Here is a 26,517-nt window from a genome sequence, read left to right as displayed (position 1 = left end):
TCTCGTCACAGCCGTCCAAGCCAGCCGGCGTGGCGTCGCCGCGCAACCCGGACACCGCGCAACACGGACGCCCGCCCGACCACGTCGGCGCGACCAGGGCGAGCCCGGCTACCGGCGCGAGCATTGCCCACGTCGGGATAGCGCCGCCGCTTCCGACGAAACGGCGTCAGTACCGGTGCCCGAGCGCCGCCCAAACCTCGGCCACGGTCGCGTACGTCTCGCCCTCCGGCAGCCGGTCGAGCTCGCCGAGCACGTCGTCTGGGGCCTGCATGGTCTCCGCGCTGTGCCGCAGGGTACTGCGGTCGCCGGGCAGCGCGGACAGCCCGATGTAGCGCCCGAACCGGCTGAACTCCTCCATCTCGGCGCTGCTGAACCCCGGCGGCGCACCGGTGCGGCGGTCACCCTGCGGGATCTGCGACGGCTCCGGCTGGTCCTCGCCGAACGGCTCGGCCATCATGCGTTCCTCGGCACGCGGCTCGGTGCCACCCTGAACGACGGCGTGCGCGGACCGGCTCATCTCGTCGTCCACGCGCGGGCCGTGCTTGCTGCTACGTTCCATGCATCACCTGTCTTCCCGGCCCGCACGAGGCCAAACGGTTTACCCCCTCCTGTCGACGAAGTTGCAGGACGCCCGGCTGCGGGCCCGCACGCACACTCGCGACCACGGCAACGACCTGTCCGAGGTCGCGGGCCGACCTGGCACCTTCGCTCGGACTGCGTGCTGCTCATACGTCCCTGCGGCGTAAGGCGAACGCGGCGAGGGCCAGCGCGACTGCGGCGTACCCGGCGAGGACGGCCAGACCGGTCCACGGCCCGAGCGGGTAATAGCCGCTGCTCGGGGTGTAGATGCTGTCGACGTGGGCGTAACGGATGATGGTGCGCTGGACGGCGAACGCCGCGTCGGGGGTGACGAGGGTCAGCCAACGCTGGGCGGACGCGGGCAGGATCGGGGTCAGCACCAGCACGTGCGGCAGGATGACCGCCACGACGACGGTCGTCACCGCGGCGGCGCTGCGCCGCAGCAGCGTGCCGACGCCCAGGGCGAACACGGCGGTGAGGGCCAGCAGCGCGGCCGTGCCCAGCGCGATGCGCACGGCGGTGCCGGTGGAGACGGGGAACAGGTAGAGGCCCTGGGCCCGGGCGATCCGAACGCCGAGCGGCACCGCAAGCGCCGTGGCCGGCAGGGTCGTGAGGTACGTGACGCCGCCGAGCACGACGGTCTTGGCGGCCAGGACCCGGATGCGGTGAGGGCCGGCGCTCAGGGTGGTGCGGATCAGCGCGTGCCGGTATTCGGCGGTGATGAACAGCGTGCCCACCACGCTCACCGCGATCAGCGCGATGAACGTGCCGAACAGCAGGTCGCCGACGGTGCCGCCACGGGGCACCTCGAACCGTGCGGCCGGCGCGATGTCACCGGCTCCGGTCACGGTGAAGCCGTCGCCGGTCGGGACGGACCCGCCGGACATCTGCGGCCCGTGCACGTCCACCGCGCCCTCGCCCGGCAACGGCGGATAGCCACCGAACGTGGCCGTGCCCGCGCCGACCTGCTCGCCCTCCCACCCGCCCTGTGCCCATTGCCCTTGCAGATCGGGGTGTCCGAAGACGGCGGTGGCTGCGGCGGTACGGGTGCCACGCCCATCGACGTCGCTCGGGCATGCGACGAACAGTCCGGCCTGCACGGTGCCGGGCAGCCCGGCCAGCCGGACGGTGGTCACGCGGCTCCAGCGGGCCCCGTCGACGGAGGTCTCGCCGGTGACCGTGTCGCCGGTGCGGGTGAGCCGCAGCCAGCGTGGGGCGACCGGCGACACCTGGCCGGGCTCTCCCGCTCGGTCGTGGACGAAGTCGTGCTGCATCCGCGCCCCGTGCCCGCCGGTGACCATGACCGCCGCGTAGCTCGTGCCGGGTGCGGCGCCGGCCTTGATGATCAGCCCGGCCTTCGCCCACGGCACGGTCGCCTCGCGCGCGCCGGGGTCGCCGCCGACCACGGTGGTCAGGGAGGTCACGGCGACGGTGATGGCGCCGTCGCCCTGCAGCGGCCGGTGCATGAAGTAGAAGCTGTCGCTGACCGGCCCGCCGTGCGGCCCGACCGGCACGGGCGTGGGGTCGCCGTCGGCGCTGGCGGCGGTGAGGACGGCGAACAGCACGATCATCAGCGCCGCGGCGGCGGTGCCGGTGAGCCAGCCGGGCGCCGTCGTGAACTTGGTCCACTCGGCGCGAAGCAGTCGGCGGAAGGTGGCGTCACTCATGCCCATGGTTGTACGCGGCGGCCGGTGACAGCACGGTGACAGCGGTTGACACCGTGCTGTCACCTGAGGTTTGCGAGCATGACGTTGTGCGGGGCCCCGGGCCGGCGGGGAGCGATCCGGCGGGCGGTCGCCGAGGCAGGAGCGTGCTGCCTCCCGGCTCCAGCAACCTACGCCGGCTGGGTGCGGGTGCCGCTGCCCCAGTAGTACGGACCGGAGATGGAATGAACGTTGATGCTCCAACCGATGCGCGCCAGCTGCCGCTCGAGGTCCGCCGGCTGGTGCGGGATCTTGACGATCCGGTAGGCCGTGCCGTCAGTGAGGCGACGTTGGACGACCGGGGAGTCCTCACCCTCGATGAGCTCCTCCTCGGTGCGGTGCCAGTCGTCGACGAAGAACACCCGACCGTCCGGCTGCAGGCAGTCGTCGACCAGGGACCAGAAGGAGGTGGAGCGTTCGGCCGGGACGTGGGACAGCCAGAAGCCGAAGAAGACGACGTCGTAGCGGCGGTCCGGGTGCCAGGTGAACAGGTCACCCTGCAGGAACCGCACGGGTGCGGCGCCGACGCGGGACGACGCGATGCCGAGCATCTCGGCGGAGGCGTCCACGGCCGTGACGTCGGTGGCGTGCCGGAGCAGCTGCGGCGTCCAGGTGCCCGGGCCGCAGGCGAGTTCGAGCACGCTGCCGGCCGGGCGGAACGCGTCCAGCGCCTGGGCCGGCTCGCCGCCACCGGCGAACGGCAGCGCGTGGTCGTCGTATTCGGGCGCGACCGCCCGGTAGAACGCGGCCTGCTCATCCAGCAGTGCCGCCAGCTGGCCGTCGTCACCCATCCGCGAATTTTTTCCCGACCGGGGGCGGTTCGCAACAGAGCGGCGGATGTGCTGTGTCGGAGTCCGTACGCCGGGTAGGGAGCGGTGCGAACGGTAACCGTACAAGCGAGTCAACGGGGGTTAGGCAATGCTGCAGACGATGGAATCGGACAACCATGCCGTCGCCCAGGCGGTGCATGACGTCGGTTCGGCGTTGTGGTTCGGTGGGACCGTCATGGGCGTGACGGGGGTGAACAAATCCGGCAGCGACCTGGAGCAGGGTATCGACCGGATCCGGGTGGCGGAGTCGGCGTGGAGCAGGTTCAGCCCCATGCAGTGGGCCGGGATCGGTGCCACCATGCTGGCCGGGATGCAGCTGACCAGGGTCGGCGCCGGGCGGCTGGCGATGCAGCGCGGCTTCGGCTCGGTCGGGGCGCTCAAGGCCGGCATCACGGTGCTCGGGGCGGCCGCTACGGCGTACTCGGCGTACTGCGGTTCGCGGATCGGTCAGCTCGCCGAGCAGGCGTACGACCGCGGCAACGACATCGACGTGCGGGACGCGACCGTGCCTGGGCCGACGACGCCGCCGCAGATCGCCAAGTGGCAGCGCCGGCAGCGCATCGCCCAGGTGGCGGTGCCGATCCTGGCCGGCGCGAACATCGTGTGCGGCTCGTACCTGGTGCAGTCGTACCGGCCCGCCGCGACCGCGAAGGGCGTGCTGCGCCGGTTCCTGCCCGACCGCATGACGGGCGCCGGTTGGACCGGCAGCGGCATGATGCGCGGCGGCATGATGCCCGGCAGGTGGATGCGCTGAACCCGGCGGTCCCGGCCGGCGACGCATGCCGTCGGCCGGGGGACCGCACACCGCCGGCCGGAGGACCGCACGCTGCCGACCGTGGGACCCGCACACCGCCCGGCCGGACCTCGTGCGCGGCCGGCCACGGCGTCCGTCACCGCCCGGCCGGACGTCACCGCCCGGCCGGACCTCGTGCCCGGCCGGCCACGGCGTCCGTCACCGTACGGCGGCGGGTTGCGGCGCCCGCTGGACCGCCGGCCGCCTCCGCCCGGACCGGCGTCGCTGCCGCAGCTCGCGTACCGCCGCGGTGAGCAGCTCACCCGGGCGGCGGCGCCGGCCGATGAGGCGGGTGAACGCGGAGTGCCGCAGCACCCAGCCAGGATGCCGGCCGCGGACCCGGCCGGTGCCGTCCATCGGGCGGTCGAGGTTGTCCAGGCCGTTGTCGGGCCGGTCGGAACGTTGGCTGCCGACCCCGACGCGGCGCACCGACAGCAGGGCGTCGGACAGGGCCGGTGACAGCCGCTGGCCGAGGAGGAATACGACGGCGGACCCGCCGACCGGGATCTCGCGCCGTGGGTGGGTCGCCGCGTACACGATGTTGGTGGCCACCACCGAGGGCGCGTACACCGGCGGGGGCGGCTTGACCATCGCGCCGAGCTTGCTGCGAGCGTGCTCGAAGAACGGCGTGTCGGTCGACGCCGGCAGGATCGTGGTCACCGTGACCGGCGACCCGTCCTGCGCGAGCTCCATGCGCAGGCAGTCGTAGAACCCCCGCAGCGCGAACTTGCTGGCGGTGTAGGGGCCCTGGAGCGGTACGGCCCGGACACCCTCGGCGGAGGAGATGCCGATGACGGTGCCGGCGGAGCGGCGCAGCGCGGGCAGCGCGGCGTGCACGCCGTGGACGTGGCCGAGGAAGTTGACCCGCATGACCCGGTCGAACTCCTCGGCGGTGATGTCCTCGACGCGCCCCCACACGCCGACCGCGGCGGCGTTCACCCAGGTGTCGATGCGACCGTAATGCTGCTCGGCGAAGTCGGCGAGCGAGCGTACCGCGGCCGCGTCGGCGACGTCCGTCGGCACCGGCAGGGCGTCGCCGCCGTCGCGGTGGATCTGCTGAGCGAGCGTCTCCAGCGCGAGGGTGCCGCGCGCGGCGCACACCACCCGGGCGCCTTTCGCCGCGAACTCCAGGGCGGTGGCCCGGCCGATGCCGGTGGATGCACCGACGATGACGACAACCTGCTCCGCAACCGGTCTGGGCATGGCGGCCTCCTTCGGCAAGGGCGCGGCCCGCCCCCGTCCGGTGCCCGCCTGCGCTTCGGACGTGGTCGTTGCGGCCACGACCCTCCTTGCGGTCCCGCTACCCAGCGACCCGGCGATGAAGCGCACCGGCCAGCCGCGGAGGCGGGCAGCAGCCACACCGGACGGGGGACGGAGGCGGGCAGCGCCACACCGGCCGGCCGCGGAGGCGGGGCACAAGCAGCGCCACCGGCCCGGCGCCGGACGCGCCCAGCAGCTCAGTCGCGGGGCAGCAGCGGGCCGAGTGGGCCGAGGTCGATGTTGAGGTCCTCGGGGCGCAGGCCGAAGTGTTCGCGCAGCTCGGCCATGCGGTCCTCGAGCGCCATGAGCGTGAGGCCGATCCGCTCGATCTGCTCCGCGGTGAGGTCGCCCACCTCGACGCGGCGCAGCGCCTGCCGCTCGACGAGCTGGCGCAGCAGCTCCACGACGGTGAGCACGAGCGAGGCGAAGCCGCGTTCCACAGAGTCCCGGTCAAGGTCCAGCCGCGCGTCCCGGTCCAGCCGCGCGTCCCCGTCCAGCCGCGCGTCCCGGTCCAGCCGCGCGTCCCCATCCAGCCGCTCGTCCCCATCCAGCCGCTCGTCCCGGTCGGATCGCGCGTCCGGGGCGGGTTCGTTCACGGCGTACCGTCCGGGCCGGCGGGAAGCACCGGATCCGGCGAGATCGGCGAGACCGACGAGACCGACGACACCGAGGAGACCAGGGCGCGCAGCGACACCCGTACCAGATCGACGTCGGCGATGGCGATCGTGACGTCGCCGGCGACGACCACGCCGGTGGACAGCACCCGGTCGAGCAGGTCGACGAGGGCGATCTCGCGCGAGTACGCCGGCTCGCTCACGGGGCTCCCCCGGCGTGCGCGAGGCCACCGCCGGCCGGGTGGGCCGGGTCCGGCTCGGGCGTGCCGATCGATGGGACGAACGAGTACGGTGGCCACGGCCCCGTCAGCCGCAGCGTGATCCCAGGGTATGTGGCGCCGAGGGTGCGCACGGCGGCCGCGAACGCCTCGGCCTGCGCGTCCTGCACCAGGTACGCGCCGTTGAGCACCATCACCTCCGGCTCGCCGGTCAGCCGCCGGTCCTGGGGCGCGTGCAGGTGTGCGGCGTCGGCCCGGCGGGCCAGCGCGGCGTGCACCGCGTCCGCGTCGCGCACCGCGTCGTCGTGGCGGTGTTCGCGGGCGGTCAGTTCGGCGCGGCGGCGTTCGAGGTACGCGGTGCCCGACCCGCCCGCCGTGGTGGCGGGTTCCGGCGCCGGGCCGCGGCGGACGTACCCCTTGACGCCCCACTCGGTCCGCCCGGCCACGCGGTCGAGGGCGCCGGTGAGGCCGGTGGCGTACCGCTCGAGGGTGGCGGCCAGGCGGGTGTCGTCGCGGTACACGGTGGCCAGGCCCGCGGGCACGACCGGGCCGGCCGCGGCGAGCTCCGCCACGACACGGTGGTGCTCGAACGCGGTCCGCGCCACCCACGCCGGGTCCTCCAGGTGTGCCCGCAGCTCGCCGGCGCCGGACACGCCGGTGGGTGCGGGGCTGACGTACGCGCACAGCCCGGCGGCGCGGACCGCGCGGACCGGCGCGTCACCGATCCCGGCGACCGCGACGGGCACCTGGTCACGGGCGACACCGTGCAGCCACAGCCGCCACGCGTCGTCGCTCACCGCTCGTCCCAGGAGTCGCGGCGCCGGGATCGGGGACGCGACCCGGCGTCGGTGCCGGCCTCACCGCGCGGCCCGTCGCCACGCCCGGCCTCACCGCGCGGCGCATCGCCACGCCCGGCCTCACCGCGCGGCGCATCGCCACGCCCGGCCTCACCGCGCGGCGCATCGCCACGCTCGAGCTCGCCGCGCGGCGCATCGCCCCGCCCGAGCTCGCCGCGCGGCGTGTCGCCCCGCCCGACTTCACCGCGCGGCCCGGCGCCGGGCCCGAGCGAGCCGCGCCCCGGGTCACCGGGCCCGACCGCCCGGCGGCCGGAGGAGGACAGCCACGGGTCGGTCTCCCACCAGTCGATGCCGAGCTGCCGAGCCGTGTCCACGGACGCGATGACCAGCCGCAGCTTCAGCGTGAGCAGCTCGATGTCGAGCAGGTTCACCTGGATGTCGCCGGCGATGACCAGGCCGCGGTCCAGGACCCGCTCGAGGATGTCGGCGAGGTTCGTCGGCTGGTGCCCGGAGCCGAGCGCCGGCGCGGGGCCCAGCCCCGGTGAGGAGGCCGCCATGTCAGCTCACCTTCGGGTCGGTGCTGCCGCGCAGGTACCGGCGGTCGCGGTGACAGGCGAGCAGCTCACCGTCGTCGTCCAGCTCGGCGAGGTACAGCCCGAGCATGTCGGCCGACGAGGGGACGCGGCGCTCCTCGACGACCTCGACGCCGACCAGCCAGCCGTCCTCGGCCGGCTCGACGGACACCACGCCCAGGGCTTCCTTGCCGGTCAGCTCGCCGACCTCGTCGATCGCCAGGCGGGCGATCGAGGCGGCGGCGAGCGGCTCGGGGGGAGCCTTCTCCCGCCGTTGTCGCGGTTCGGTACTGGAGGGAGTCATGCGTCCTGCCTTCCGGTTGTTCAGCCGGTCGACCGGGTGGCGACCCGGTCGAGGATGTCCTGCTCGGCGGCGCGCCGTTCGTCCTCGGTCAGCTCTCCGCGGGCCACCGCCTCGTCCAGCGACTCCAGCTGCCTGCGCACGCCCTGCGGGCTGTACAGCTCCTGCTCGGCCTGCTGCAGCAGCACCTCGGCGACCGCGGTGACGGCGCGCACCGGCGCGAGCGGCAGCGTGAGAATCGTGACGAGCAGGCCCATGGTTCACCCCGTGAGCCGGTTGACGAAGTCGTACGGTGCCGCGGGGCCGAGCCGGCGCAGCTCGACCCGCCCGTCCCACGCGTCGGCGAGCTCGGCGAGCGCCGCGTCGAACTCTGCGCGCCGGCCCTGCTCGACCAGCACCGGCAGGTGCACGGCGTCCAGCTCGTGGGTCGGATCGGCGACGACGAGGTCCTCCACGACACGACCGAGCCGGTCGGCCGCGGTGCGGGTGTCGGCCTGCCGCAACGCCTCGATCGCGCCGTTGATGCGCTCGCCGAGGGCCATGCGCTGCTGCGTGGTCTCCTCGTCGGGCCGCTCCTGGATGTCCTCGCGCAGGCGCCGCGCGTACGGGTCGGCCTCGAGGATCTCGCCGAGCACGGCGTCCTGCGCGTACCGGCCGCGCACCACGTACTCGACGCGGCCTTCGAACCGCTTGAGCAGCGGGGCGATCTGGTCGTGCTGGTCGGCCAGCAGCTGCCGGACGGCGTCGAGGTCGCGCAGCACCGTGCCGAAGCGGACCGGCAGCACCGGTGCCACCTCCGCGGTGCCGTCCAGCAGCCGCTGGTACGCCGTCAGGTCGTCGGGCCGGCCGAGCGGCCGGTCGAGCGGGATCTCACTCACCAGCGCGGTCAGGTCGTCCTGGGTCACCGTGGTGATGTCGCCGGGCGGGTCGCCCACACCCCGGGCGCTGCCGGTCGGCTCGACGTCCGCCGGCACCACGCCGTAGAGCATCATGCCGACCCGCGGTGCGGTGGTGTCGGTGGCCACGTCAGTCTCCTCTGCGTCGCCGCGGCCGGTCGCGGTCCTCGTCGTCGGACGGGCCGCCGATCTGCTCCAGCACGTCGCCGGCCTTGGACAGGATCTTCTCGCCGGCGCCTTCGATCGCGCGCTTCCCGGCGTGCCCGGCCACCGCGCCCTTGGCGCCGCCGACCACCTCGGGCAGGCCCTTGCCCTCCTGCTGGCTCAGGTCCAGGCGGTTGGCCGCCTCCGCGAACCGCAGGTACGTGTCGACGCTGGCCACGACGACGCGCGCGTCGATGGTGAGGATCTCGATGCCGACCACCCCGACGCTCACGTGCGCGTCGATGACCAGGCCCTTGTCGAGGATGATCTCGATGACGTCGGCGAGCGACGATGACTGCCCGCCGCCGCCGGCCCCAGCTTGCACGACCGACATGCTCGTTCACCCCCTCGCGGTGCTGCGCTTGCGGCGGTCGCCGCGCTCGGGTCCGCGGCGGTCGCGGGACTCGGTGTCGGGCCGGGCCCGCCGGGGCGCGGCACGCGGCTGGCGCCGCGCCCGCGGCTCCTCGTCCTCGTCCTCGCCTTCGTCCTCGCCTTCGTCCTCCGCGGTCGCTTCCGGCTCCTCCGGCTCCTCCGGCTCCTCCGGCTCCTCGTGCTCCTCCGGCTCCTCCGGCTCCTCCTCCGCGGACTCCGCGGACTCGGCGGACTCGTCCTGCTGCTGCTCCTGCTGCTCGCGTTCGCGCTCCTGCTGCACGGCGGTGTCGTGGTCCATGACGACCTCGCCGTCGCGGATGACGCCGCGCCAGCCCTCGACCTCGTCGGGGTTCAGGATCGTCTGCGTCATCGTGTGCCGCACGAAGTGCTTGAACTCCAGCCGGGCCCGCCGCCCCTGCGCCCGCCACAGGTTGCCGGTGCGCTCGAACAGCCCCTTCGGGTAGTACTCAAGGATGAGCACGATCCGGGTGAGGGTCGGCGTCAGGGCGTGGAACGACACGGCGCCGTTGACGTAGCCCTTGGCCCCCTTGGACTGCCAGACGATGCGCTCGTCGGGCTGCTGCAGCACGATGTTGGACTCCCAGTCGCGGTGCGACAGGAAGATCTGCGCCCGCCACTGCAGTTTCATGTCCTCGGGGTGTTCGACCTTCTCGACCTTCTTCATGAACTTCGGGAACTCTTCGAACGACGTCCACTGGTTGTAGGCGACCCGGATCGGCACGCCGACGTCGGCCCACTCGACGATGTTGGTGACCTTGAGCTTGCGGGTGGCGCTGCGCCCGCCGCCGAACGCCCGCTTGACCTTCTCCCAGCCACCGGCCAGGCCGCCCTTCGCCGCCGCCTTCATCGGCGAGCCTCCCTCGGCGAGCTGCTCGGCACCCTTCGTCGCGGCCACGAGCGCCGGGTTGCCGCTCTTCTGGGCGTACTCGTTAAGCCTCCCGGTCACGTCGCCGACCCGGTCGTGCAGGGCCGCCATGGCATGCTTGCCGAGCGCACCGGCGAAGTTCTGCATCTCGTCCACCAGCAGGCGGGACACCCGGGCGCCGATTCCGCCGTCGGCCGCGTGGCCAGTCATCGTCGCCCCGCGGTGCGCCGGCGGCGGACCGGCGGCTCAGGCTCGGGTTCGGGCTCCTCGTCGGTGTCCTCGTCCTCGGTGTCCTCCTCATGCGCCTGCCGGGCACGGGAACGGCGGCGGGCCGCGGGCTTCGGTGGCGCCTCTTCTTCTTCCTCCTCCTCGGGCTCCTCTTCCTCGTACTCGGCCTCGTAGTCCTCCTCGCGGCCCTCATCCTCGTCGCGGCGGCCGCGCTTGGCCGCCGAGCGCAGCGCGTCGCTGCGGTCGCGCAGCCGGTCGCTGACGGAGTCGATGCGATGCAACACGGCCGTACGGGCGGCCGACCGGCCGGCATCGACGAGCGGGCGGGCAAGTCCGGTCAGCTCGCCGAGTGCCGGTGAGCCACCGACAAGCTTGCGTCCACGGGCCAACAGGTCGGTCGGATCGCCGCTGAAGCGCCCGGCCGCCGCCGCGGCGCCGAGCAGCATCGCCGCACGCAGCCTGCGCTGCCGGCCCAGTACGTAGCCGGCCATGACGGCCAGCGTGATCTGCAGTCCTCGTTTCATAATGCAGCCCTCCGGGCGCTGTCGCGGGTAGTGGCGCCCTCGGGCGCCCTACCCGGGTGTCGGGCACCAAACCTGCCCCGCACCGACTCGCCCGGAATCGCCCGCCGCCCCGACGGGGACCTCCAGGGTCAGGACAGCGGCTGACCGCCGGTGACACCGAGGACCTCGCCGGTGACGTAGCTGGACTCCTGGGAGGCGAAGAACACGTACGCGGGCGCCAGCTCGGCCGGCTGCCCGGGGCGTTGCATCGGGGTCTGCTCGCCGAAGGACTCCACTTTCTCCTCGGGCATGGTGGCCGGGATGAGCGGCGTCCAGATCGGCCCCGGCGCGACGGCGTTGACGCGGATGCCCTTGGCGGCGAGGCCCGCGCCGAGCGCCTTGGTGAACGCGACGATCCCGGCCTTCGTCGTGGCGTAGTCCAGCAGCTCCGGCGAGGACTGGTACGCCTGGATGGACGCCGTGTTGATGACCGTCGAGCCCGGCGCCAGGTGCGGCACGGCCGCCTTGGTGAGCCAGAACATCGCGTACAGGTTGGTCTTCATCACCCGGTCGAACTGCTCGGTCGTGATGTCGGTGATGCCGCCCGGCTGCGCCATCTGGTACGCGGCGTTGTTGACCAGGATGTCCAGCCCGCCCCGCTCGCTCACCGCCCGCTGGACGACGGCCTCGCAGTGGCGCTCCTCGCGGATGTCACCGGGCACGGTGACCGCCTTGCGGCCGGTCTTCTCGACCAGCTGGGCGGTGTCCCGGGCGTCCTGCTCCTCGTCGGGCAGGTAGGCGATCAGCACGTCGGCGCCCTCTCGGGCGAACGCGATCGCCACCGCCCGGCCGATGCCGGAGTCGCCGCCGGTGATGACCGCCCGCTTACCGGTCAGCCGGCCCGTGCCCCGGTAGCTGTCCTCGCCGTGATCCGGCTCGTCGCGCATCTCCCCGGTCCGTCCGGGGTGCGGGATGCGGTCGCTGTGCAGCTCGTCGGCCTGCTCGAACTGGTCCTGCGGATGTTGCCTGCGGTACTGGTCCTCGGCCATCGCACTGCCCTCTTTCTCCGATGCGTGGTCGCCGAACGCACCGCCTTCCCGGATCCGCCGGGGCTAACCAGCGGGGTCCGGCGCCTGGTTCGGCACCTGGTCCGGCACCGGGTCCTCGCCGGTGACGAGCACGATCCTGCCGGGGGCGTGCGGGCGCTGCGCCAGCTCGTGCGCGGCCGCGGCCCGCGACAGCGGGAACACCGCCGCGACCGGCACCCGCAGCCGCCCCCGCGCGGCGAGCTCGACCGCGGCGCCGAGGCCGTGCACCGCGAGCGGGTCGGCGGCGCCGATGGTCCGGCCGTTCCCGTCCGCCGGGGCGCCGTGCGACAGGTGCACGCCGTGCGCGGCGGCGGCGAAGTCGGCGATCGTCACCACGCGCGCCGGGGCGCCGGCGATCGCGATCAGGTCCGGCAGCGCCCCTCTGGCACAGTCGAACACCGCGTCCACCCCGTGCGGCGCGAGGGCGCTGACCCGTTCGACGAGGCCCGGCCCGTACGTGGTCGGCACCGCGCCGAGGGCACGCAGGAACTCGTGGTGGTCCGCTCGGGCGGTGCCGATGACGGTCGCGCCGCGGGCGACGGCGAGCTGGACGGCGACGCCGCCCACCCCGCCGGCCGCACCCTGGATCAGTACCGTGTGGCCGGCGGCGACGGCGAGCCGGTCCAGGACCCGGGTGGCCGTCTCGACGCTGCCGGCGGCCCCGCCCGTCTCCGCCCAGCTCCACCCGGCCGGTTTCGGCGCCCACGCGACCAGGACCGCGTGCTCGGCGTTGGCGCCGCGCGCCGTCGTGGCGGTCATGCCGAACACCTCGTCGCCGGCGCCGACGCCGGTGACGCCGGGACCGACCTCGTCGACCACGCCGGCGGCGTCGAACCCGGTCCGGAACGGAAACGTCGTGGGCACCACGTCGCGCAGCGCCCCGGAGCGGATGGTGGTCTCCCCGACAGACAACCCCGACGCACGCACCGCGACCCGGATTTCGCCCGGGCCCGCGTGCGGCGCCTCGACCTCGGCGACGTGGACGACGTCCGGCGGGCCGAACCGCGTGAACTGCACAGCTCTCATGATCGCGGACGGTACCGGGGCACCCCGCCCACCTGGCTAAAGTGAGAGCGGTGACGGACGAAGTGAGGCGGTCGCTGCGCGCCGACGCCAGTGACAACCGGACCCGCATCCTCGCGGTCGCCCGCGCCGCGTTCGCCGCCGACGGGCTCGACGTGTCGATGCGCGAGATCGCCCGCCGCGCGGAGGTCGGGGTCGCGACCGTGTACCGCCGCTTCCCGACGAAGGAGGCGCTGCTCGCCGAGGCGTTCGCCGAGCCGCTGGCGCTGTGCTCCGCGGTGGTCGAGGAGGGTCTCGCGGCCGCCGACCCATGGCAGGGGTTCAGCCTGGTGATCGAGCAGCTCATGCAGGTGCACGCGGTCGATCGGGGCTTCTCCGACCGGTTCCGCTCGGCGGCGGCCTACCTCACCGCCGACCGGGACCGCACGCTGCGGCTGCTGCTGCAGCTCGTCCAGCGGGCCCAGCGGGCCGGCGCGCTGCGGGCCGACTTCGTGGTCGAGGACGTCATCCTGGCGCTGATGGCCAACGACGGCATCCGCGCCGAGTCGCCGGCCGCGCGAGCGGCGGCGTCCCGGCGGCTCGCCGCTCTCATGCTCCAGTCGTTCCGGGCCGACCCGGTCCGCGCGCCGCTGCCGCCGCCGGTGCGCCTGCCGCTGCCCCGCACCGGCGGCACGCCGGCCACCCGCGGGCGGTGACGGCGCCCCACCCGCACGAATGACCATCGCCGGTCATCGCTACGCCGTCCACTGTGCACACCTACCTGTAGACGACCCGGTGCGCGGTAAAATCCTACTTCACCGATAGGGATCAACAGGATTACCGCCGCGTCTCCACCGTTCGTGGGAGCGGATGCGCCACCGGTCGCGCCGCACCCCCAGTACCTGAGCCCCGCGGACACCGCCGCGCCGGGCCACATCCCCATGGAGCCACTCGCATGAGCAGCGAGCCGTAACCCTGGAACCGTCGTCCGACAGCCCGCCGACCGGGTCGGGCAGCTCGACCCGCAGGTCGCCCGGCGGCGGGTCACGCCGCGGCTGCGCCCGTGGCGCTGGCTCGGCAGCGCGGTCGTGCTGGTGGTGCTGGCCCAGTTCGTCTCGGGCATCTTCACCAACAGCCGGTACGAGTGGCACAAGTTCTGGCCGTACTTCACCCGCGCCTCGATCCTCGACGGCGTCGTGGTGACCCTGCAGGTCCTCGGCCTCAGCGCGGTCGTCGGGCTGATCCTGGGCATCGTCGTGGCGCTCGGCCGGCTGTCGACCAACCCGCTGATCGGCGGGCTGGCATGGGCGTACGTCTGGTTCTTCCGGGCCCTGCCACTGCCGCTGCCACTGATCATCACGTTCAACTTCTTGTACTTCTACCCGCGCCTCGGCATCGGCATCCCGTGGGAACGAGGTCGGTTTCTCCAACATCACCGACACCGAGCAGCGCAAGGAGAAGTACGACTTCGCCTCCTACCGGCAGGACAACCTCGGCTTCGCCGTGAAGGCCTCCAGCACCTGGAACTTCGACAAGAACTACCGCAACCTCGCCGGGCTGAAGGTCGCCGTCGGCGCCAACCAGGAGAAGATCCTGGTGGCCTGGCAGGACAAGCTCAAGGCCGAGGGCAAGGCGCTGGACATCAAGTACTTCGCCGACACGCCCAGCACGTTCAAGGCGCTCGTCTCCGGCCAGCTCGACGCGCACTTCGGCCCCGACCCCGGCATCGCGTTCCAGATCAGCAAGACCCAGGGCACCGCCGACGCGGTCCGCAACGGCGGCGTGTACTCCGGGGCCGGCGAGTCCCTGCAGGGCCTGATCGCGGCCACCACGAAGAAAGGCAACGACTTCGCCAAGGCCCTCGCCGCGGCGATCAACTACCTGATCCAGAACGGTCAGTACAAGCAGTGGCTGGCCGCGTACAACCTCGCCACCGAGGCGCTGCCCACCTCCGAGGTGAACCCGCCAGGCCTGCCCAAGTCCAACCGGTGACGCCGCGACGGACGGCGGGTCCCCGCGGGGGCCCGGGGCCCGCCGTCCGTGCCGCCTTGGCCGATCCGAAACGGTCAGGCGGCGGGTGCGGTCTCGTAGGTCATGAAGGTCTGTGTGTCGGCGGCCTCGCTGCGGACCCGGCCGCCGGAGACGCGGCGCAGCCAGGTCGCGATCGCCCGGTCGAGCCGGTACGCCTCGATGTTGTGCCGGCAGATGTCCAGCGAGATGACGCCCTCGTGCTCCTCGGCGTGCCGGTACATCGCCTCGATCAGCTTGATGAAGACGCCGTGCTCGTGACCGGGGACGGCGACGAAGCCGCAGTACCAGATCCGGTGGTCGGCATAGTGCATGGGCCAGCGGCGGGCGAAGTACTCCGGCGAGATGAGCGGCCACGCGCTGAGCTGGTTGGTGTAGGTCGCCAGCCCCAGCAGCACGCCGTCGTCGGAGTAGGCGAGCCACTTCTCCACCCTGCGGTCGGTCATGACGTCGTCGAACTCGCTGCGGTACATGAGATGGCGCTGGACGGTCAGCGCATTGAGGTGGCGGAATGCGGAGTCGTACAGCTGCCAGGCCTGTTCGAGCTGCTCGTCGACGAGGTCCATACGGACGTCAATCTTCATCTGACGCCTCCCGATCACCTTCGGTAAGGACTGTTCTACAGACCGTACGCAGGGATCGAGAAGCCGACAATCGTCAAAATCACCGCCATAAGGGAGGCTGTGACCGCGCGCTCAGTACTCCAAGTCCTGTACTCGGCGCAGTTCACGGCCGATCGACGCATCCACACGCGTAAAACGGCCACTGAGCGGCGGCCGGCGGTGCACCCGGCAACCTGCATCTTCCACCAGGCCCGACCGGATCAGCCGCGCCGGGCGAGGCGCTCGCGCTGGGCACGACCGTGTACCGGGGGTCGCGGGCCGAGGCCAGGCCCGCCTCGAAGATGCCGAACCGGGTGCAGACCGACCCCGCGACCAGCGCGGCGCCGGACAGGGCGGCGGCGGTGCGGCTGCGGCCGCCGAACACGGCGCCGCCGAGGGCGCCGGCGACGGTGAGCGCCTTCGCCGCGCGCAGCAGGGTGCCGGCGCGGCCCTGCCGGTACGTCTGCGCCACGATGCCCATGCCGCGTTCGGCGGCGGCGGACGACACGGTCTCCGCGACGGCACCGAACACCGCGGCGCGCCGGGCCGGGCCGGCCTCCCCGACCGGGGCGAGAATCATGCCGAGCCCGCCGGCGGCGGCCGCGGCCGAGCCGGCGAACGTGAACGGCAGCTGCCGGTGCGCCTCGTGCCACGCCGGCACGGCTGTGTCGGCGAGCAGCACGCCCGTGTACGCGGCGACGGCCGGGCCGGTGAGGGCGGCGCCGGCGGTGGCGGCCCGGCCGAGCCGCGGGAACCAGCCGGTGACGGCAGTCGCCGCGGCGGCGCCGGCGAGCGGGCCGTAGGGGCGAGGATCCACGAGCCGATGCTCATCGGCCCGCGCGTAGTCGTAGCCGCGCGCGAGCAGCGCGAGCACCTGCTGCCGGGTCGCCATCGCACTCCTGTCACTCGATGCAGGCGCGGCTTCAACCAATTCGCCGCCGGCCCGGGGCGTGCATGGCCTCACTCCCGGCGGGGTAGTCCGGGGTCATGACCGACGACAACACCGGCAAGGACGCCGGCCCGGACCGGCTCGAAGCGTTCTCCGAGGACGCGACGCCCGACGACGACTTCGCCGGCGAGCACAGCGACACCACCCTCGCCGACCAGGTGCCCGGCGGCCCGGAGCGCGCCGAGGATCCGGAGAGCCCCGACAACCGGGCCGGCATGGACTGATCCCCCCGAGTGCCCGGCCACCGGCCCGTTCCGGGCGCCGGCCACCCGGCCGGACGTCCTGGTGCTGTTTGCCGGGGTACCCGCCGGGTAGCCGGTACGGCATCGACGACAGCAGGAGGCACCCCATGCCGGACCACGACCCAGACCACGACCCGGACCAGCAGACCGTCTACGGGGCGGACCAGGACCGCGAGGGCACTGCCACCGGCGGCTACGACGGCGAGGCGGGCGCCGACCGCAACCCGGACGACTTCGGCCCCGAGGCCGTCGGCGGCACCGACGTCAACCCCGACACCGGCGTCGAGCGCGGCGCCGTCGACAACGCGCCGCGCCGGTGACGGTCACCGGCAGCTACGGCTTCACCGCGCCGCCGGAGGTCGTCTTCGGCACCCTCACCGACCCGGACCGGGTGGCCCGCTGGCTGCCGTCCGGGGTGACCGCCGACCGGGCCGGCCCCGACCGGTACCGGATCCGCGCCGGCGGCACCGTCGTGGTCTGCGAGGTCGCGACGGTGCCGGACGACCTGCGGCTGGAGTGGCGGCTCGCCGACCGGCCCGGCGTGCACGGCACCTTCCGCGCCGAGGACGGCCCGGCCGGCGGCGCGCAGGTGCACATCAGCGTCGACACCCCGGACGCCGGCCCGGACCGGGTGCTGGCCCTCGTCGGCGACGCGATGCGCCGGCTGCAGCTCGACGTCAGCGACAACTTCAACGCCGGCTGACCCGCCGGCTTGACTCGCGTCGCTAGCCTCCCGTGGCAGTGGCCGCTCGGCGGCCGGGACACGGGAGGAACGATCCATGCGTCGGGCAGCGGCGGTCGTGGCGGCGACGGCCTTGATGGCGACCGGGTGCACGCTGAGCACGCCGAGCACGCCGCAGCTCCTGAGCGGCGCACCAGCACCCGCCGAGGCCGCCGAGGACGCCGCAGCTCCTGAGCGGCGTCACCGGCACGCGGCGAGACCGCCGAGGACGCCGTTGCGGAAGGCGCCGATGCGGTCGAAGGCGCTCGCCTCGCCGCTGCCGCCGGCCCGGCCGAAGACCAGCAGCGCCGCGACGGCCTCATCCAGGTCGCCGGGTGACAGGCGCAGGCCGTCGCCCGCACCGCGGTGCAGCAGGTCGTTGCCCCAAGAGCCGGCGAGGCAGTCGACGGTCAGCTGGCCCGCCCGGCCGTCGGCGGGCCGGCCGCGGCGGGACTGGGCGGCCCTGGCGAACAGGTCGCCCAGCAGCATGCCGACGGCGTTGTCGCCGATGTGCTGGTACAGCTGCGGGCCGAGCTCCCGGTTGTCGAAGGCGACGAAGTCGCCGCTGGGGCAGTAGAACGCGGCACCGGTGGGCTGCGTGCCGGGCGGCTGCCGGTCCTCGCAGTCGGGCGCGTCGGCCGGGTCGTAGGGCACGACCTTCAGCGGCTTCCACGCCGCGCCGCCGGTCAGCTGCGGGTACGCGCGCTGCCAGTACTCCTGCGCGTCGCCGGCGAGCTCGGTCACGGCCTGCCCGTACGGCAGGTCACCGCCGCTGGCCGCCTCGTCGGCGGAGCTGAACGGGATCTCGGTGACCGGCAGGTTGCCGGCGCGGTACGAGGCGCACCGGGCCGGGCCCTGCTCGACGCCCTCCTGCAGCGCGCGGACCCGGTCGAAGGCGTTGCCGTGGGCCTGTGGGGCCTGCGCGGACACGCCTGGCCGGTCCCGCAGCGACAGCAGCCCGGCGACGGTGCTGTCCAGCTGCTCGGCGCGAGGCGGGGCGAAGGTCTTGGAGTGCCCGGCGGTGACGTCGGCGATCCAGCTGCCGGCGAAACAGTCGGCCTGCTGCTCCAGCACGATCGTGGCCTGCTCGGCGAGCCCGAGGCGCAGCTGGACGGCGTGCCCGTACTCGTGCGCGACCACCACCGCGACCAGCAACGTCCCGTAGTCGGCGGCCAGCTGCGGGATCAGCGTCTGCGCGTCCCAGGCGATGAAGTCGCCGGCCGAGCAGTAGAAGGCGTTCGGCTGGTACTGCCACCGCTCGGGCCCGCACTGCGGCGGCGGGTCCTGCTCGGTGTACGGGTGGTACCCGCCGGACACCGGCTCGAACGGCTTGCCGCCCGCCAGCGCGGGATAGGCGGCGGTCCAGTAGCGCTCGACGTCGGTGACGGCGTCGCGGACGACCTTGTTGGCCTCGGTGGCCGAGAGCGGCTCGCCCCCGCCGACCGCGGCGCCGCGGCCCCGCACCGCCGGGTCGGCGCCGACCGCGCAGCCGGCACCCACGACGAGGGCCAGCACCGCGGTGACGATCCAGACGGGCCGAGCGTTGACCTGCATCGTCCCCCACAACCCCTCAGCAGTGTGCCTTCACAGGGTTCGATATCCCGGCCGCCCGCCGGCAAAACCTTTCGGGTCCGTACGCATCCTCGCACATCGACGTGGCCTTCGGTAACGTTCCGGTCACCAGACGTGGTGTGGGAGGTTGGGGTGCCTGACGGCCACCGCGACGTGCCGGACCCGGCACGCATCGTCGACCGTGCCCAGTTCGCCGCCGCGCTCACCGGGCAGCGCGAGCGCGCCGGGCTGACCGTCCGGCAGGTCGCCGCGCAGGCCGGGGCGCGGCACTCGGTGAGCACCGTCGGCGACTGGTTCTCTGGCCGAGGGCTGCCGTCGCTGTCGTCGCAGCCGCTGCTGGTGCGCGTGCTGGAGGTCTGCGACGTGCCGCCGGACGAGATCGAGGCGTGGCTCGCGGCTTGGCGCCGGGGGCGGCATCGGCCGGCGGCCACGGTCCCCGCCGAGGAGCCGTACCGGGGGCTGGCGAGCTTCGGGCCGGACGACGCCCGGTGGTTCTTCGGCCGGGACCGGCTGACCGCCCGCCTGCGCCGGGAGGTCGAGTCGCTGCGGGCCGCCGGCGGTGGGCTGCTGCTGCTCGTCGGCGCCTCCGGCTCCGGCAAGTCGTCGCTGCTGCGCGCCGGCCTCGTGGCCAGCCTGCGGGGGCGTCCCGCGGACGACGCGCCCGGACCTGACGCGGCGCCGGACGGTGACGCGGCACCGGACTTTGACGCGGCGCCCGGCGGTGACACGGCGCCCGGCGGTGACACGGCGCCTGGATCTGACGCGGCGGCGTGGGTGGTCGAGGTCATGACGCCCGGCGCCGACCCCCTCGCGGAGCTGGCGCAGCGGGTCCGTGCCGTGACCGCCGCGCCGGGTCCCGCGCTGCTCGTCGTGGACCAGGCCGAGGAGCTGTTCACCCTCGCCGCCGACCACGCCGCCGCCTTCGTCCGCGAGCTGGCGGGGCTGTGCGCGGCGCCGGCCCGCGCCGTCGTGGTGGTCGCCCTGCGCGCCGACTTCTACGCCCAGGCGCTGCGCCATCCGCCGCTGCTGCGGGCGGCGCAGCGGCGCCAGTTCACCGTCGGGCCGATGACCCGCGACGAGCTGCGCTCGGTGATCGCCGGCCCCGCGGACCGGGCCGGGATCGAGGTCGAGACGGGCCTGGTGGAGGTGCTGCTGGCCGACGTCGCCGGGCTCGGCGGCGCGGACGACCCCGCCGAGACCGCCGCGCTGCCGCTGCTGTCCCATGCCCTGTCCGCGATGTGGCAGCACGACGAGGGCCGGCGGATGACACACGCGGCGTACCGCGAGGTCGGCGGCGTCCGCGGAGCCGTTGCCGCCACCGCGAGCGCCGTCTACGACGGGCTCACCCCGCCCCAGCAGGAGGTGGCCCGCCGGCTGCTGACCGCCCTCGTCCACCTCGGCGAGGACACCGTCGACACCCGCCGGGTGGTGCCGACCGCCGCGCTGCTCGCCGAGTGCGGCGCCGACGCCGACGCGGCCGAGGTGGTCCTGGAGCGGTTCGTGCAGCACCGCCTCATCACCGCCGAGGCCGACACGGTCCAGCTCAGCCATGAGGCGCTGCTGTCGGCGTGGCCCCGGCTGCGCGGCTGGCTGCGCGCCGACCGGGCCGGCCTGCTGATCCGCCAGCAGCTGACCACGGCCGCCGCGGCCTGGCAGGCGGACGGCCACGACCCGAACGCGCTGTACCGCGGCACCCGCCTCGCGGCGGCGCAGGGCTGGGCCGCGGAGCATCCGGCCCTGCTGTCGCCGCCGCTGCGGGAGTTCCTGCGGGTCAGCACCCGCCACGCCCGGCGGCGCACCCGCCGGCTGCAGCAGACGCTCGCCGCCCTCAGCGCCCTGACCGTGGTCACGCTGCTGCTGGCCGGCTACGCATTCCAGCAGCGGGCCGCCGCCGACACCCAGCGGCACGCCGCGATCGTCCAGCGCAACGCGGCGCTGTCGCGCATGATCGCCGGCCGGGCGGACTGGCTGCGCGGCCGGGACACGACGCTGTCGCGGCAGCTGGCGCTGGCGGCGTACCGGACCGCACCCACCGTGGAGGCACGCTCCAGCCTGCTGGACGCGGCGGCCACGCTGAGCGCGACCCGGCTCGAGCCGTTCGGCCGCCCGGCCCAGGCGGTGGCGGTGCTGCCCGGCCGGCAGCTGCTCGCCGCGGCGAGCACCGACCACACCGTGCGCCTGTGGGCGACCGGCGCGGCGGCACCGAGGACGACCGCGACCCTCACCGGCCCGGCAGACGCCCTGTACGCCCTCGCCGCCAGCCCCGACGGCCGCCTCCTCGCCGCCGCCGGGGCGGACGACCGGGTGTTCCTGTGGCGGCTGGACGACCCCGCCCGGCCCGAGCCGCTGCCGCCGCTGCCGGGCCCGTCCGGCACCGTCTACGCCCTCGCGTTCAGCCCCGACGGGCACACCCTGGTCGCCGGCAGCGCCGAACGCACCGTGTACCGCTGGCAGCTGACCGGGCCGGCCGCCGTGCCGCTGCCGCCGCTGGACGGGGTCACCGGCGTGCAGGCCCTGGCGTTCAGCCCCGACGGGCGCGTGCTGGCCGCCGGCGGCGCCGACCGCCTGGTGCACCTGTGGGACCTGCTCGCCCCGCAGGGGCCCGAGCACGTCGCGGCGCTGCCCGGGCACACCGGCAAGGTGCTCGGCGTCGCGTTCGGCGCCGGCGGGCGGCTGCTGGCCAGCGGCAGCAGCGACCAGAGCGTCCGCCTGTGGGACCTCACCGACCCGCGCCGGCCCACGCCGCGCGGCGCGCCCCTGACCGGCCCCACCAGCTGGGTGAACGCGGTGACGTTCACGCCGGACGCCCGCCTGCTGGTGGCCGGGTCGTCGGACAAGACCGTGCTGCTGTACGAGGTCGCCACCGGCCGCGCCCTGCAGACGCTGCCGCATCCCGCGCCGGTCACCGCCGTCGCACTGACGCCCGACGGACAGACGCTCGCCACCAGCAGCACCGACGGTCACGTGCGCCTGTGGCCGCTGCCCGGTCCGCTGCTGACCGGCCCGGCCGGCGGGGTGTTCGCGACCGCGTTCAGCCCCGACGGGGCGACGCTCGCCGTGGCCAGCCGGGACGAGACGATCCGGTTGTTGCACCCGCACGGCCCGCCGGGCCCCGTCCTGCGCCGCGCCGAGGGCGGATACGCGGGCACCGCCGCGTTCAGCCCCGACGGGCGGCTGCTCGCCGCCGGTACCAGAGCCGGCGACGTCGACCTGTGGGACGTGCACGAACCCGACCGGCCGGTCCGGCTCACCCCGGCGCTGAGCGCCGCGCACGCCCTCGTGGAGACGGTCGCCTTCAGCGCCGACGGCACGCTGCTGGCGGTCGGCGGCGACGACGGCAACCTCTACCTGTGGGGCGTCGCCACGCCGCAGCGGCCCGTCCTGCTGGCCACCGTCCCCGGCACCGGAGCCATCGTCCTGTCGCTGACGTTCCACCCGCACGCGCCGGTCCTCGCCGCCACCGACACCGACGGCTCCGTGCGGCTGCTCGACGTCCACGACCCGGCCCACCCAGCGCCGCTGAGCGCGCTCGGCGGGTTCGCCGGCTACGCCTACAGCGCCGCGTTCAGCCCCGACGGGCGGCTGCTCGCCGTGGGCGGCGGCGACAAGACCGTCCAGCTGTGGACGGTCGACGATCCCGCGCATCCGGCACGGTTCCCCGCGCCGCTGCTCGGCCCGACCAGCTACGTGTACTGGGTGACGTTCAACCCCGCCGGCACCACCCTCGCCACGGCGTCGACCGACGGCACCGTCTGGCTGTGGGACGTCACCACCCCCGCCCGCGCCACGGTCGTCGCCACCCTCGGCCGCGCCGACCCGGCCTACTACACGGCGGCCTTCAGCCCCGACGGCACGGTCCTCGTCGCCGGCAGCGACGACGGCACCACCCGCCTCTGGGGCACCGACCCCGCCCGCGCCGCCGCCGAGATCTGCCGCACCGCCGGCGTGGGCATCAGCCGCGCCGAATGGGACCAGTACGTGCCCGGAGCGCCCTACAGCCCACCCTGCTGAGCCAATTTCGCGGCGCTGCGGTCCCGTCCGGCCCTGTCCGGGGTGGCCCATGCCCCGTCCGGAGTTGTCCGGACCGGGCCGTGCGCTCTTCCGCCGGGCAGCCGCCGCCCGGTTCGCTCGACGTGCGGCACCCCGGCCGCCCCGCACACATCGGAGCCCGAATGAAGATCACCCGCGTCGTGGTCGCCGCCGCGCTCGCCGCGGCCGGCGCCCCGCTCGCCGGCCTGTCCCCCGCTTCCGCCTCGGCCAGCGGCAGCGTCACCTGCAACGGCAACCTGGCCGTCGTCGGCGTCTGGATCCAGAAGGTGAGCGGCAGCGGCACCTCCGGCTGGGCGTGGACACCCAACGACGGCTCGTCCACGCAGGACTACTACCGCGAGAACATCGACTCGGACGCCACGTACAACGTCCACGTCGGCTGCGGCGGCAGCCCGAGCGCGTGGCAGTACACCACCACCTCGGTGACCCCGCAGTCCGGCGACGCCGACTGGGTGTGCATCCCGGGATACGCCACGGGCGGCCTGAACCGCTGCTCGCCGTCGTGAGGTCACCGCGGCTGCGGTCCGTGAACCATTCCACCATCGAACAGGGAGCGCTCATGACCACAACGCGTATCGCCCTCATGCTGGCCGCAGGCGTCGCCATCGTCGGGCTCGGCGCCGCGCCGGCGTCCGCGGCGAACTCCGGATCGGCGATGTGCGCGAACCAGGACCCCGTCGTCGGCGTCTGGGTCAACGTGTCGGGCGGCACGAGCGGCTGGGCGAGCCGCAGCGGCTCCGGCTACTCGCAGAACTGGAGCTACAACACCCAGGGCAAGTCGTACTCACTGACGGTCGGCTGCGGCGGCACGCCCCAGCAGTGGGCGGCGAGCACCAGCACGCCCTATTACTCGACCAGCTGGGCGCACGTCATCTGCTTCCCCGGCTGGGCCTACGGCGTCGGTGGCATCTACGCCCACGACCGCTGCTACGCCGGCTGACCATCGCTGCACCGGCTCCTGGTCGCCCTGCTGGTTGTGACTGTCAAGGCTTTGCTCGCAGGAGGGGGGAGACGGCGCCGCGCCGGTGACGGCCGCGGCGCCGTCTTCGTCGCACCCCGCCCTCCGGTCAGACGGAGCTGGCGAGGTGCTGCTGGGCGGCGAGCAGCCGGGTCATGCTCTCGGCCGGCATCGGCCTGGCCCGGTGGTAGCCCTGGCCGAAGGGTGAAGGCCGGGCGCGGCGCGGGCGGCGCACGTGCTCCGCCGCGCCGTGCCGGCAGCCGCAGCGGCGCCACGATGCTCAGCGCGGCCACGGCGGCCAGGGCGACCAGCGCCACCCGGTAGCCGAGCAGCCCGCCCCCGGCGCCGGGGCCGCTCACCGCGTCGACCGCCCGCACGCCGAGGGCGGCCAGGGCGATGCCGAGGCCGTTGGCGAGCTGCACGACCGTCGAGGACAGCGTGGTCGCGCCGTTCATCTGCGCGGCCGGCACGTCGGCGAACTGCAGCGTGTTGTACCCGGTGAACCCGACCGACCGGAACACGCCGCTGAGCAGGAACACCCCGGCCATCGCGGCAGGGGCCTTCGACCACGTCGTCGAAGGCCCCTGCCGCGGTGCCCGGTCAGCTCCAGGAGGCCGCCGACCAGTTCAGACCCGACCAGGTCCGGCCCGACCAGGTGCGGCCGGACCACGTCCGGCCGGACCAGGTGCGGCCGTCCCAGACAGCGCCGGACCAGGTGCGCCCCGACCAGGTGCGGCCGGCCCAGTTGTCGCCGGACCAGGTGCGGCCCGACCAGGTGCGGCCGTTCCACGTGTCGCCGGACCAGGCGGTGCCGGTGGTGCAGACCTCGGCCCAGCCGGCCGGCGTCCAGGCCTGGCCCATGATGTCGAACTCACCGGTCAGTTCGGCGCCGGTGTCGGGGTCGGCGACGTGGGACGTGCCGCGGGACAGCTCCAGCGAGCCGAGGCCGGTGGCCGGCAGGTACGTCTGGGTCGACTCGGCCGGGGTCGGGGCGTTGACGGCGGCGGCGATGTCGAGCTGGCCGGCGCCCTGGGCGACCTGGTCACCGGCGGGCATCGCGTCGGCGGTGCTCGTCAGCAGCCGCTTCACCTGGTCGGGGGTGAGGTCGGGACGCTGCTGCAGCAGCAGGGCGGCGGCGCCGGAGACGACGGCCGCGGCCTGTGAGGTGCCGCTGCCGCGGAAGTACCGCTGCGCGGGGTCCTCGGCGATGCGCGCCTGCGGGTAGACGACGTCGATGAACGCGTTCGGCACCCGCAGTGACACCACCGACTTGCCGGGGGCGACGAGGTCGGCGTGGCGGGTCGCGTTGCCGCCGGTGCTGAAGTCGGCGACCACGTCGTCGGTGCGGTCGGTGGTGGTGAGCGGGTCGGCGGCCCCGACGGCCAGGACGTTCGGGTTCTGGGCCGGCATGCCGACGCGGGTCTCGGCGAGCCCTTCGTTGCCGACGGAGACCACGACCACGATGCCCTGCTTCCAGGCCGCCTCCACCGCGTAGGACAGCGGGTCGAGCCGCTGGTCCTGGGTGGAGTCGGTGCCGAAGGACAGGTTGAGCACCCGGATGTTGAGGCCCGGGTCGTCGCGGTGGGTCACGACCCAGTCGATCGCGGCGATCACCTGCGACACGTCGACGGCGCCGTCGGCCGCGGCCACCTTCATGTTGAGCAGGTGCGCGCCGGGGGCGACGCCGACGAACTGCTTCTTGTCGGCCTCCTGGCCCGGCTGCACGCCGGTGTCACGGCCGGCGATGATGCCGGCCATGTGCGTGCCGTGGCCGAACGTGTCGAGGTTGCGCAGCGCGGGGGTCTGCGACTCGAACGACAGGTCGGGGCCGTTGATGATCTTCCCGGCCGTGTCGAGGCCGGCGACCGGCGCAATCCCGGAGTCGATGACGGCCACGCCGACACCCTGGCCGGTGAGCCGGGCACCGGTGGCGTCCGTGGCGCCCCACACCTCCTGGGCGCCGATCGACTGGGTCAGGCTGTACAGGGAGTGCTGGTCCTCGTCGGCGTTCCAGGTGTCGGCCTGCAGGCGCACCTCGCCGTCGGGGGTGACGGCCCGCACGCCCGGCGCACCGGCCACGGCGGCGAGCGCGCCGGCCGGGACCGTGGCGGTGAACGCCCCGACCAGGTCCAGGTGCTGCCCGATCGTGCCGCCGAGGCGGGTCACGGCGGCCTCCGCGGCGCCGGTGCCGTCGTGCCGGACGATGACCGGCAGCAGCGGCGCGGCGGTGTGCGTGGGGCGGGCCGCCGCGGCTGCCGTGCTGAGCGGGCCGGCCAGCAGACCTGTCGCCACGGTCGCGGCGACGGCCGCCTTGAGCAGTGAAGCTGGACGCATCGAACCTCCATCTAGCGGTGCGTTACCTCGATCGTGCGGTGCTCCTCGGCCGTCGCTTGTCAGCCGGTCGGCCGGTCCGCGGCCCGGACACCGTGATCGCCGCCATTTCCACCGGTCCGGCAACCCTCGCGCACCCGTCCGGCCATGATTCGACGCGGCTGCGGCGATGGGAGATGATGACGTTGGGTCACGGTGGCGCGCTGCGGAGGGGGCGG

Annotated in this window: 29 protein-coding genes and 1 pseudogene; 9 read left to right on the top strand and 21 right to left on the bottom strand. The window is 74.3% G+C overall.

The annotated features are described in order from the left end of the window. Positions 1–166: 166 nt before the first annotated feature. The 3 genes from AB0H83_RS13110 to AB0H83_RS13100 all read right to left on the bottom strand — a co-directional run bounded on the left by AB0H83_RS13110 (position 167) and on the right by AB0H83_RS13100 (position 3,073). Positions 167–559: a DUF2795 domain-containing protein gene (locus AB0H83_RS13110; RefSeq protein WP_360091666.1), complete on the bottom strand. Its 393-nt coding sequence runs from the start codon at positions 557–559 to the stop codon at positions 167–169. A gap of 166 nt (positions 560–725) precedes the next feature. Beyond that, complete coding sequence (locus AB0H83_RS13105; RefSeq protein WP_360091663.1) at positions 726–2,246, bottom strand: hypothetical protein; 1,521 nt, start codon at positions 2,244–2,246, stop codon at positions 726–728. Positions 2,247–2,413: 167 nt separating this feature from the next. Beyond that, positions 2,414–3,073, bottom strand: coding sequence for a class I SAM-dependent methyltransferase (locus AB0H83_RS13100; RefSeq protein WP_360091660.1), 660 nt, complete (start codon positions 3,071–3,073; stop codon positions 2,414–2,416). A gap of 139 nt (positions 3,074–3,212) precedes the next feature. Between AB0H83_RS13100 and AB0H83_RS13095 the strand changes: the two genes are divergently transcribed. Continuing rightward, the gene (locus AB0H83_RS13095; protein ID WP_360091657.1) at positions 3,213–3,866 is read left to right on the top strand and encodes a hypothetical protein; all 654 of its coding nucleotides are present in this window, start codon (positions 3,213–3,215) and stop codon (positions 3,864–3,866) included. 198 nt (positions 3,867–4,064) lie between these two features. Here the strand turns inward: AB0H83_RS13095 and AB0H83_RS13090 are convergent, their stop codons facing one another. From AB0H83_RS13090 to AB0H83_RS13030, 13 genes are all read right to left on the bottom strand, one after another. Further along, positions 4,065–5,108, bottom strand: a complete 1,044-nt coding sequence (locus AB0H83_RS13090; protein WP_360091654.1) for an SDR family oxidoreductase — start codon at positions 5,106–5,108, stop codon at positions 4,065–4,067. Positions 5,109–5,362: 254 nt separating this feature from the next. After that, positions 5,363–5,761 carry a gas vesicle protein K gene (locus AB0H83_RS13085; RefSeq protein WP_360091651.1) on the bottom strand — a complete coding sequence of 133 codons (399 nt, stop codon included), beginning with the start codon at positions 5,759–5,761 and terminating at the stop codon, positions 5,363–5,365. Further along, positions 5,758–5,982, bottom strand: a complete 225-nt coding sequence (locus AB0H83_RS13080) for a gas vesicle protein (RefSeq protein WP_360091648.1) — start codon at positions 5,980–5,982, stop codon at positions 5,758–5,760. Before AB0H83_RS13080 ends, AB0H83_RS13085 begins: the two co-directional genes overlap by 4 nt. Beyond that, positions 5,979–6,794, bottom strand: coding sequence for a GvpL/GvpF family gas vesicle protein (locus AB0H83_RS13075; RefSeq protein WP_360091645.1), 816 nt, complete (start codon positions 6,792–6,794; stop codon positions 5,979–5,981). Before AB0H83_RS13075 ends, AB0H83_RS13080 begins: the two co-directional genes overlap by 4 nt. Beyond that, positions 6,791–7,351, bottom strand: coding sequence for a gas vesicle protein GvpJ (gene gvpJ / locus AB0H83_RS13070; RefSeq protein ID WP_360091642.1), 561 nt, complete (start codon positions 7,349–7,351; stop codon positions 6,791–6,793). Before gvpJ (AB0H83_RS13070) ends, AB0H83_RS13075 begins: the two co-directional genes overlap by 4 nt. Position 7,352: 1 nt before the next feature. Continuing rightward, positions 7,353–7,670: a gas vesicle protein GvpO gene (gene gvpO, locus AB0H83_RS13065; RefSeq protein WP_360091639.1), complete on the bottom strand. Its 318-nt coding sequence runs from the start codon at positions 7,668–7,670 to the stop codon at positions 7,353–7,355. Positions 7,671–7,690: 20 nt separating this feature from the next. Then, complete coding sequence (locus tag AB0H83_RS13060; protein ID WP_360091636.1) at positions 7,691–7,924, bottom strand: gas vesicle protein GvpG; 234 nt, start codon at positions 7,922–7,924, stop codon at positions 7,691–7,693. Positions 7,925–7,927: 3 nt separating this feature from the next. Next, positions 7,928–8,692 (bottom strand): GvpL/GvpF family gas vesicle protein, encoded by a 765-nt coding sequence (locus tag AB0H83_RS13055; protein WP_360091633.1) that lies wholly within the window; start codon positions 8,690–8,692, stop codon positions 7,928–7,930. 1 nt (position 8,693) lies between these two features. Beyond that, the gene (gvpJ, locus tag AB0H83_RS13050) at positions 8,694–9,101 is read right to left on the bottom strand and encodes a gas vesicle protein GvpJ (protein WP_360091630.1); all 408 of its coding nucleotides are present in this window, start codon (positions 9,099–9,101) and stop codon (positions 8,694–8,696) included. A gap of 6 nt (positions 9,102–9,107) precedes the next feature. Next, positions 9,108–10,235: an SRPBCC family protein gene (locus AB0H83_RS13045; RefSeq protein WP_360091627.1), complete on the bottom strand. Its 1,128-nt coding sequence runs from the start codon at positions 10,233–10,235 to the stop codon at positions 9,108–9,110. After that, complete coding sequence (locus tag AB0H83_RS13040) at positions 10,232–10,777, bottom strand: hypothetical protein (protein WP_360091624.1); 546 nt, start codon at positions 10,775–10,777, stop codon at positions 10,232–10,234. The genes AB0H83_RS13045 and AB0H83_RS13040 overlap by 4 nt, the downstream gene beginning before the upstream one ends. Positions 10,778–10,905: 128 nt before the next feature. Beyond that, positions 10,906–11,805, bottom strand: coding sequence for an SDR family oxidoreductase (locus AB0H83_RS13035; RefSeq protein ID WP_360091621.1), 900 nt, complete (start codon positions 11,803–11,805; stop codon positions 10,906–10,908). 63 nt (positions 11,806–11,868) lie between these two features. Then, the gene (locus AB0H83_RS13030) at positions 11,869–12,870 is read right to left on the bottom strand and encodes an NADP-dependent oxidoreductase (RefSeq protein ID WP_360091618.1); all 1,002 of its coding nucleotides are present in this window, start codon (positions 12,868–12,870) and stop codon (positions 11,869–11,871) included. A gap of 50 nt (positions 12,871–12,920) precedes the next feature. Between AB0H83_RS13030 and AB0H83_RS13025 the strand changes: the two genes are divergently transcribed. Beyond that, positions 12,921–13,562 carry a helix-turn-helix domain-containing protein gene (locus AB0H83_RS13025; protein WP_360091615.1) on the top strand — a complete coding sequence of 214 codons (642 nt, stop codon included), beginning with the start codon at positions 12,921–12,923 and terminating at the stop codon, positions 13,560–13,562. A gap of 709 nt (positions 13,563–14,271) precedes the next feature. After that, positions 14,272–14,838 (top strand): annotated as a pseudogene (locus AB0H83_RS13020) (transporter substrate-binding domain-containing protein); the annotation flags it as partial. Positions 14,839–14,912: 74 nt separating this feature from the next. On the opposite strand, the gene AB0H83_RS13015 reads toward AB0H83_RS13020, so the two are convergent. Further along, complete coding sequence (locus AB0H83_RS13015) at positions 14,913–15,458, bottom strand: hypothetical protein (RefSeq protein ID WP_360091612.1); 546 nt, start codon at positions 15,456–15,458, stop codon at positions 14,913–14,915. Positions 15,459–15,600: 142 nt separating this feature from the next. Continuing rightward, entirely contained in the window at positions 15,601–16,368 is a 768-nt protein-coding gene (locus AB0H83_RS13010) for a hypothetical protein (RefSeq protein WP_360091609.1), read from the bottom strand. 95 nt (positions 16,369–16,463) lie between these two features. Between AB0H83_RS13010 and AB0H83_RS13005 the strand changes: the two genes are divergently transcribed. The 3 genes from AB0H83_RS13005 (at position 16,464) to AB0H83_RS12995 (ending at position 17,370) form a co-directional block, all read left to right on the top strand. Beyond that, on the top strand, positions 16,464–16,649 hold the full coding sequence (locus AB0H83_RS13005; protein ID WP_360091606.1) for a hypothetical protein: 186 nt from the start codon (positions 16,464–16,466) through the stop codon (positions 16,647–16,649). 125 nt (positions 16,650–16,774) lie between these two features. Next, the gene (locus AB0H83_RS13000) at positions 16,775–16,987 is read left to right on the top strand and encodes a hypothetical protein (protein WP_360091603.1); all 213 of its coding nucleotides are present in this window, start codon (positions 16,775–16,777) and stop codon (positions 16,985–16,987) included. Next, a complete protein-coding gene (locus tag AB0H83_RS12995) occupies positions 16,984–17,370 on the top strand; it encodes an SRPBCC family protein (protein WP_360091600.1) in 387 nt (128 codons plus the stop codon). The genes AB0H83_RS13000 and AB0H83_RS12995 overlap by 4 nt, the downstream gene beginning before the upstream one ends. 219 nt (positions 17,371–17,589) lie before the next feature. Here the strand turns inward: AB0H83_RS12995 and AB0H83_RS12990 are convergent, their stop codons facing one another. Next, positions 17,590–18,942 carry a neutral zinc metallopeptidase gene (locus AB0H83_RS12990; protein ID WP_360091597.1) on the bottom strand — a complete coding sequence of 451 codons (1,353 nt, stop codon included), beginning with the start codon at positions 18,940–18,942 and terminating at the stop codon, positions 17,590–17,592. 150 nt (positions 18,943–19,092) lie between these two features. Here AB0H83_RS12990 and AB0H83_RS12985 point away from each other — a divergent pair, with 150 nt between their 5' ends. The 3 genes from AB0H83_RS12985 to AB0H83_RS12975 all read left to right on the top strand — a co-directional run bounded on the left by AB0H83_RS12985 (position 19,093) and on the right by AB0H83_RS12975 (position 23,950). Further along, on the top strand, positions 19,093–22,971 hold the full coding sequence (locus AB0H83_RS12985) for a helix-turn-helix domain-containing protein (RefSeq protein ID WP_360091594.1): 3,879 nt from the start codon (positions 19,093–19,095) through the stop codon (positions 22,969–22,971). Between the two features lie 161 nt (positions 22,972–23,132). Beyond that, positions 23,133–23,516 carry a hypothetical protein gene (locus tag AB0H83_RS12980; RefSeq protein WP_360091591.1) on the top strand — a complete coding sequence of 128 codons (384 nt, stop codon included), beginning with the start codon at positions 23,133–23,135 and terminating at the stop codon, positions 23,514–23,516. A 53-nt stretch (positions 23,517–23,569) separates the two neighbouring features. After that, the gene (locus tag AB0H83_RS12975; protein ID WP_360091588.1) at positions 23,570–23,950 is read left to right on the top strand and encodes a hypothetical protein; all 381 of its coding nucleotides are present in this window, start codon (positions 23,570–23,572) and stop codon (positions 23,948–23,950) included. Here the strand turns inward: AB0H83_RS12975 and AB0H83_RS12970 are convergent. Beyond that, positions 23,938–24,516 (bottom strand): hypothetical protein, encoded by a 579-nt coding sequence (locus AB0H83_RS12970; protein WP_360091585.1) that lies wholly within the window; start codon positions 24,514–24,516, stop codon positions 23,938–23,940. The two genes, AB0H83_RS12975 and AB0H83_RS12970, sit on opposite strands and share 13 nt — an antisense overlap. A gap of 52 nt (positions 24,517–24,568) precedes the next feature. After that, positions 24,569–26,302, bottom strand: coding sequence for a S8 family serine peptidase (locus AB0H83_RS12965; protein WP_360091582.1), 1,734 nt, complete (start codon positions 26,300–26,302; stop codon positions 24,569–24,571). Positions 26,303–26,517: the final 215 nt, after the last annotated feature.

This window comes from Dactylosporangium sp. NPDC050688 (assembly GCF_040654515.1).
In the GTDB taxonomy this organism is placed as follows: Bacteria; Actinomycetota; Actinomycetes; order Mycobacteriales; family Micromonosporaceae; genus Dactylosporangium.
Note: the sequence above shows the minus strand (reverse complement) of the source record. Positions and strands in the feature narration are given on the sequence as shown.

What these genes read in the sequence shown, in the direction of transcription:
- AB0H83_RS12990 (WP_360091597.1), bottom strand. Translation starts at nt 18,942, where the DNA reads ATGCAGGTCAACGCTCGGCCCGTCTGGATCGTCACCGCGGTGCTGGCC.
- AB0H83_RS13100 (WP_360091660.1), bottom strand. Translation starts at nt 3,073, where the DNA reads ATGGGTGACGACGGCCAGCTGGCGGCACTGCTGGATGAGCAGGCCGCG.
- AB0H83_RS13095 (WP_360091657.1), top strand. Translation starts at nt 3,213, where the DNA reads ATGGAATCGGACAACCATGCCGTCGCCCAGGCGGTGCATGACGTCGGT.
- gvpJ (WP_360091630.1), bottom strand. Translation starts at nt 9,101, where the DNA reads ATGTCGGTCGTGCAAGCTGGGGCCGGCGGCGGCGGGCAGTCATCGTCG.
- AB0H83_RS13060 (WP_360091636.1), bottom strand. Translation starts at nt 7,924, where the DNA reads ATGGGCCTGCTCGTCACGATTCTCACGCTGCCGCTCGCGCCGGTGCGC.
- AB0H83_RS13015 (WP_360091612.1), bottom strand. Translation starts at nt 15,458, where the DNA reads ATGAAGATTGACGTCCGTATGGACCTCGTCGACGAGCAGCTCGAACAG.
- AB0H83_RS13000 (WP_360091603.1), top strand. Translation starts at nt 16,775, where the DNA reads ATGCCGGACCACGACCCAGACCACGACCCGGACCAGCAGACCGTCTAC.
- AB0H83_RS13010 (WP_360091609.1), bottom strand. Translation starts at nt 16,368, where the DNA reads ATGGCGACCCGGCAGCAGGTGCTCGCGCTGCTCGCGCGCGGCTACGAC.
- AB0H83_RS12980 (WP_360091591.1), top strand. Translation starts at nt 23,133, where the DNA reads ATGAAGATCACCCGCGTCGTGGTCGCCGCCGCGCTCGCCGCGGCCGGC.
- AB0H83_RS13040 (WP_360091624.1), bottom strand. Translation starts at nt 10,777, where the DNA reads ATGAAACGAGGACTGCAGATCACGCTGGCCGTCATGGCCGGCTACGTA.
- AB0H83_RS13090 (WP_360091654.1), bottom strand. Translation starts at nt 5,108, where the DNA reads ATGCCCAGACCGGTTGCGGAGCAGGTTGTCGTCATCGTCGGTGCATCC.
- AB0H83_RS12965 (WP_360091582.1), bottom strand. Translation starts at nt 26,302, where the DNA reads ATGCGTCCAGCTTCACTGCTCAAGGCGGCCGTCGCCGCGACCGTGGCG.
- gvpJ (WP_360091642.1), bottom strand. Translation starts at nt 7,351, where the DNA reads ATGGCGGCCTCCTCACCGGGGCTGGGCCCCGCGCCGGCGCTCGGCTCC.
- AB0H83_RS12975 (WP_360091588.1), top strand. Translation starts at nt 23,570, where the DNA reads ATGACCACAACGCGTATCGCCCTCATGCTGGCCGCAGGCGTCGCCATC.
- AB0H83_RS13110 (WP_360091666.1), bottom strand. Translation starts at nt 559, where the DNA reads ATGGAACGTAGCAGCAAGCACGGCCCGCGCGTGGACGACGAGATGAGC.
- AB0H83_RS13005 (WP_360091606.1), top strand. Translation starts at nt 16,464, where the DNA reads ATGACCGACGACAACACCGGCAAGGACGCCGGCCCGGACCGGCTCGAA.
- AB0H83_RS13105 (WP_360091663.1), bottom strand. Translation starts at nt 2,246, where the DNA reads ATGAGTGACGCCACCTTCCGCCGACTGCTTCGCGCCGAGTGGACCAAG.
- gvpO (WP_360091639.1), bottom strand. Translation starts at nt 7,670, where the DNA reads ATGACTCCCTCCAGTACCGAACCGCGACAACGGCGGGAGAAGGCTCCC.
- AB0H83_RS13030 (WP_360091618.1), bottom strand. Translation starts at nt 12,870, where the DNA reads ATGAGAGCTGTGCAGTTCACGCGGTTCGGCCCGCCGGACGTCGTCCAC.
- AB0H83_RS13035 (WP_360091621.1), bottom strand. Translation starts at nt 11,805, where the DNA reads ATGGCCGAGGACCAGTACCGCAGGCAACATCCGCAGGACCAGTTCGAG.
- AB0H83_RS13045 (WP_360091627.1), bottom strand. Translation starts at nt 10,235, where the DNA reads ATGACTGGCCACGCGGCCGACGGCGGAATCGGCGCCCGGGTGTCCCGC.
- AB0H83_RS12970 (WP_360091585.1), bottom strand. Translation starts at nt 24,516, where the DNA reads ATGGCCGGGGTGTTCCTGCTCAGCGGCGTGTTCCGGTCGGTCGGGTTC.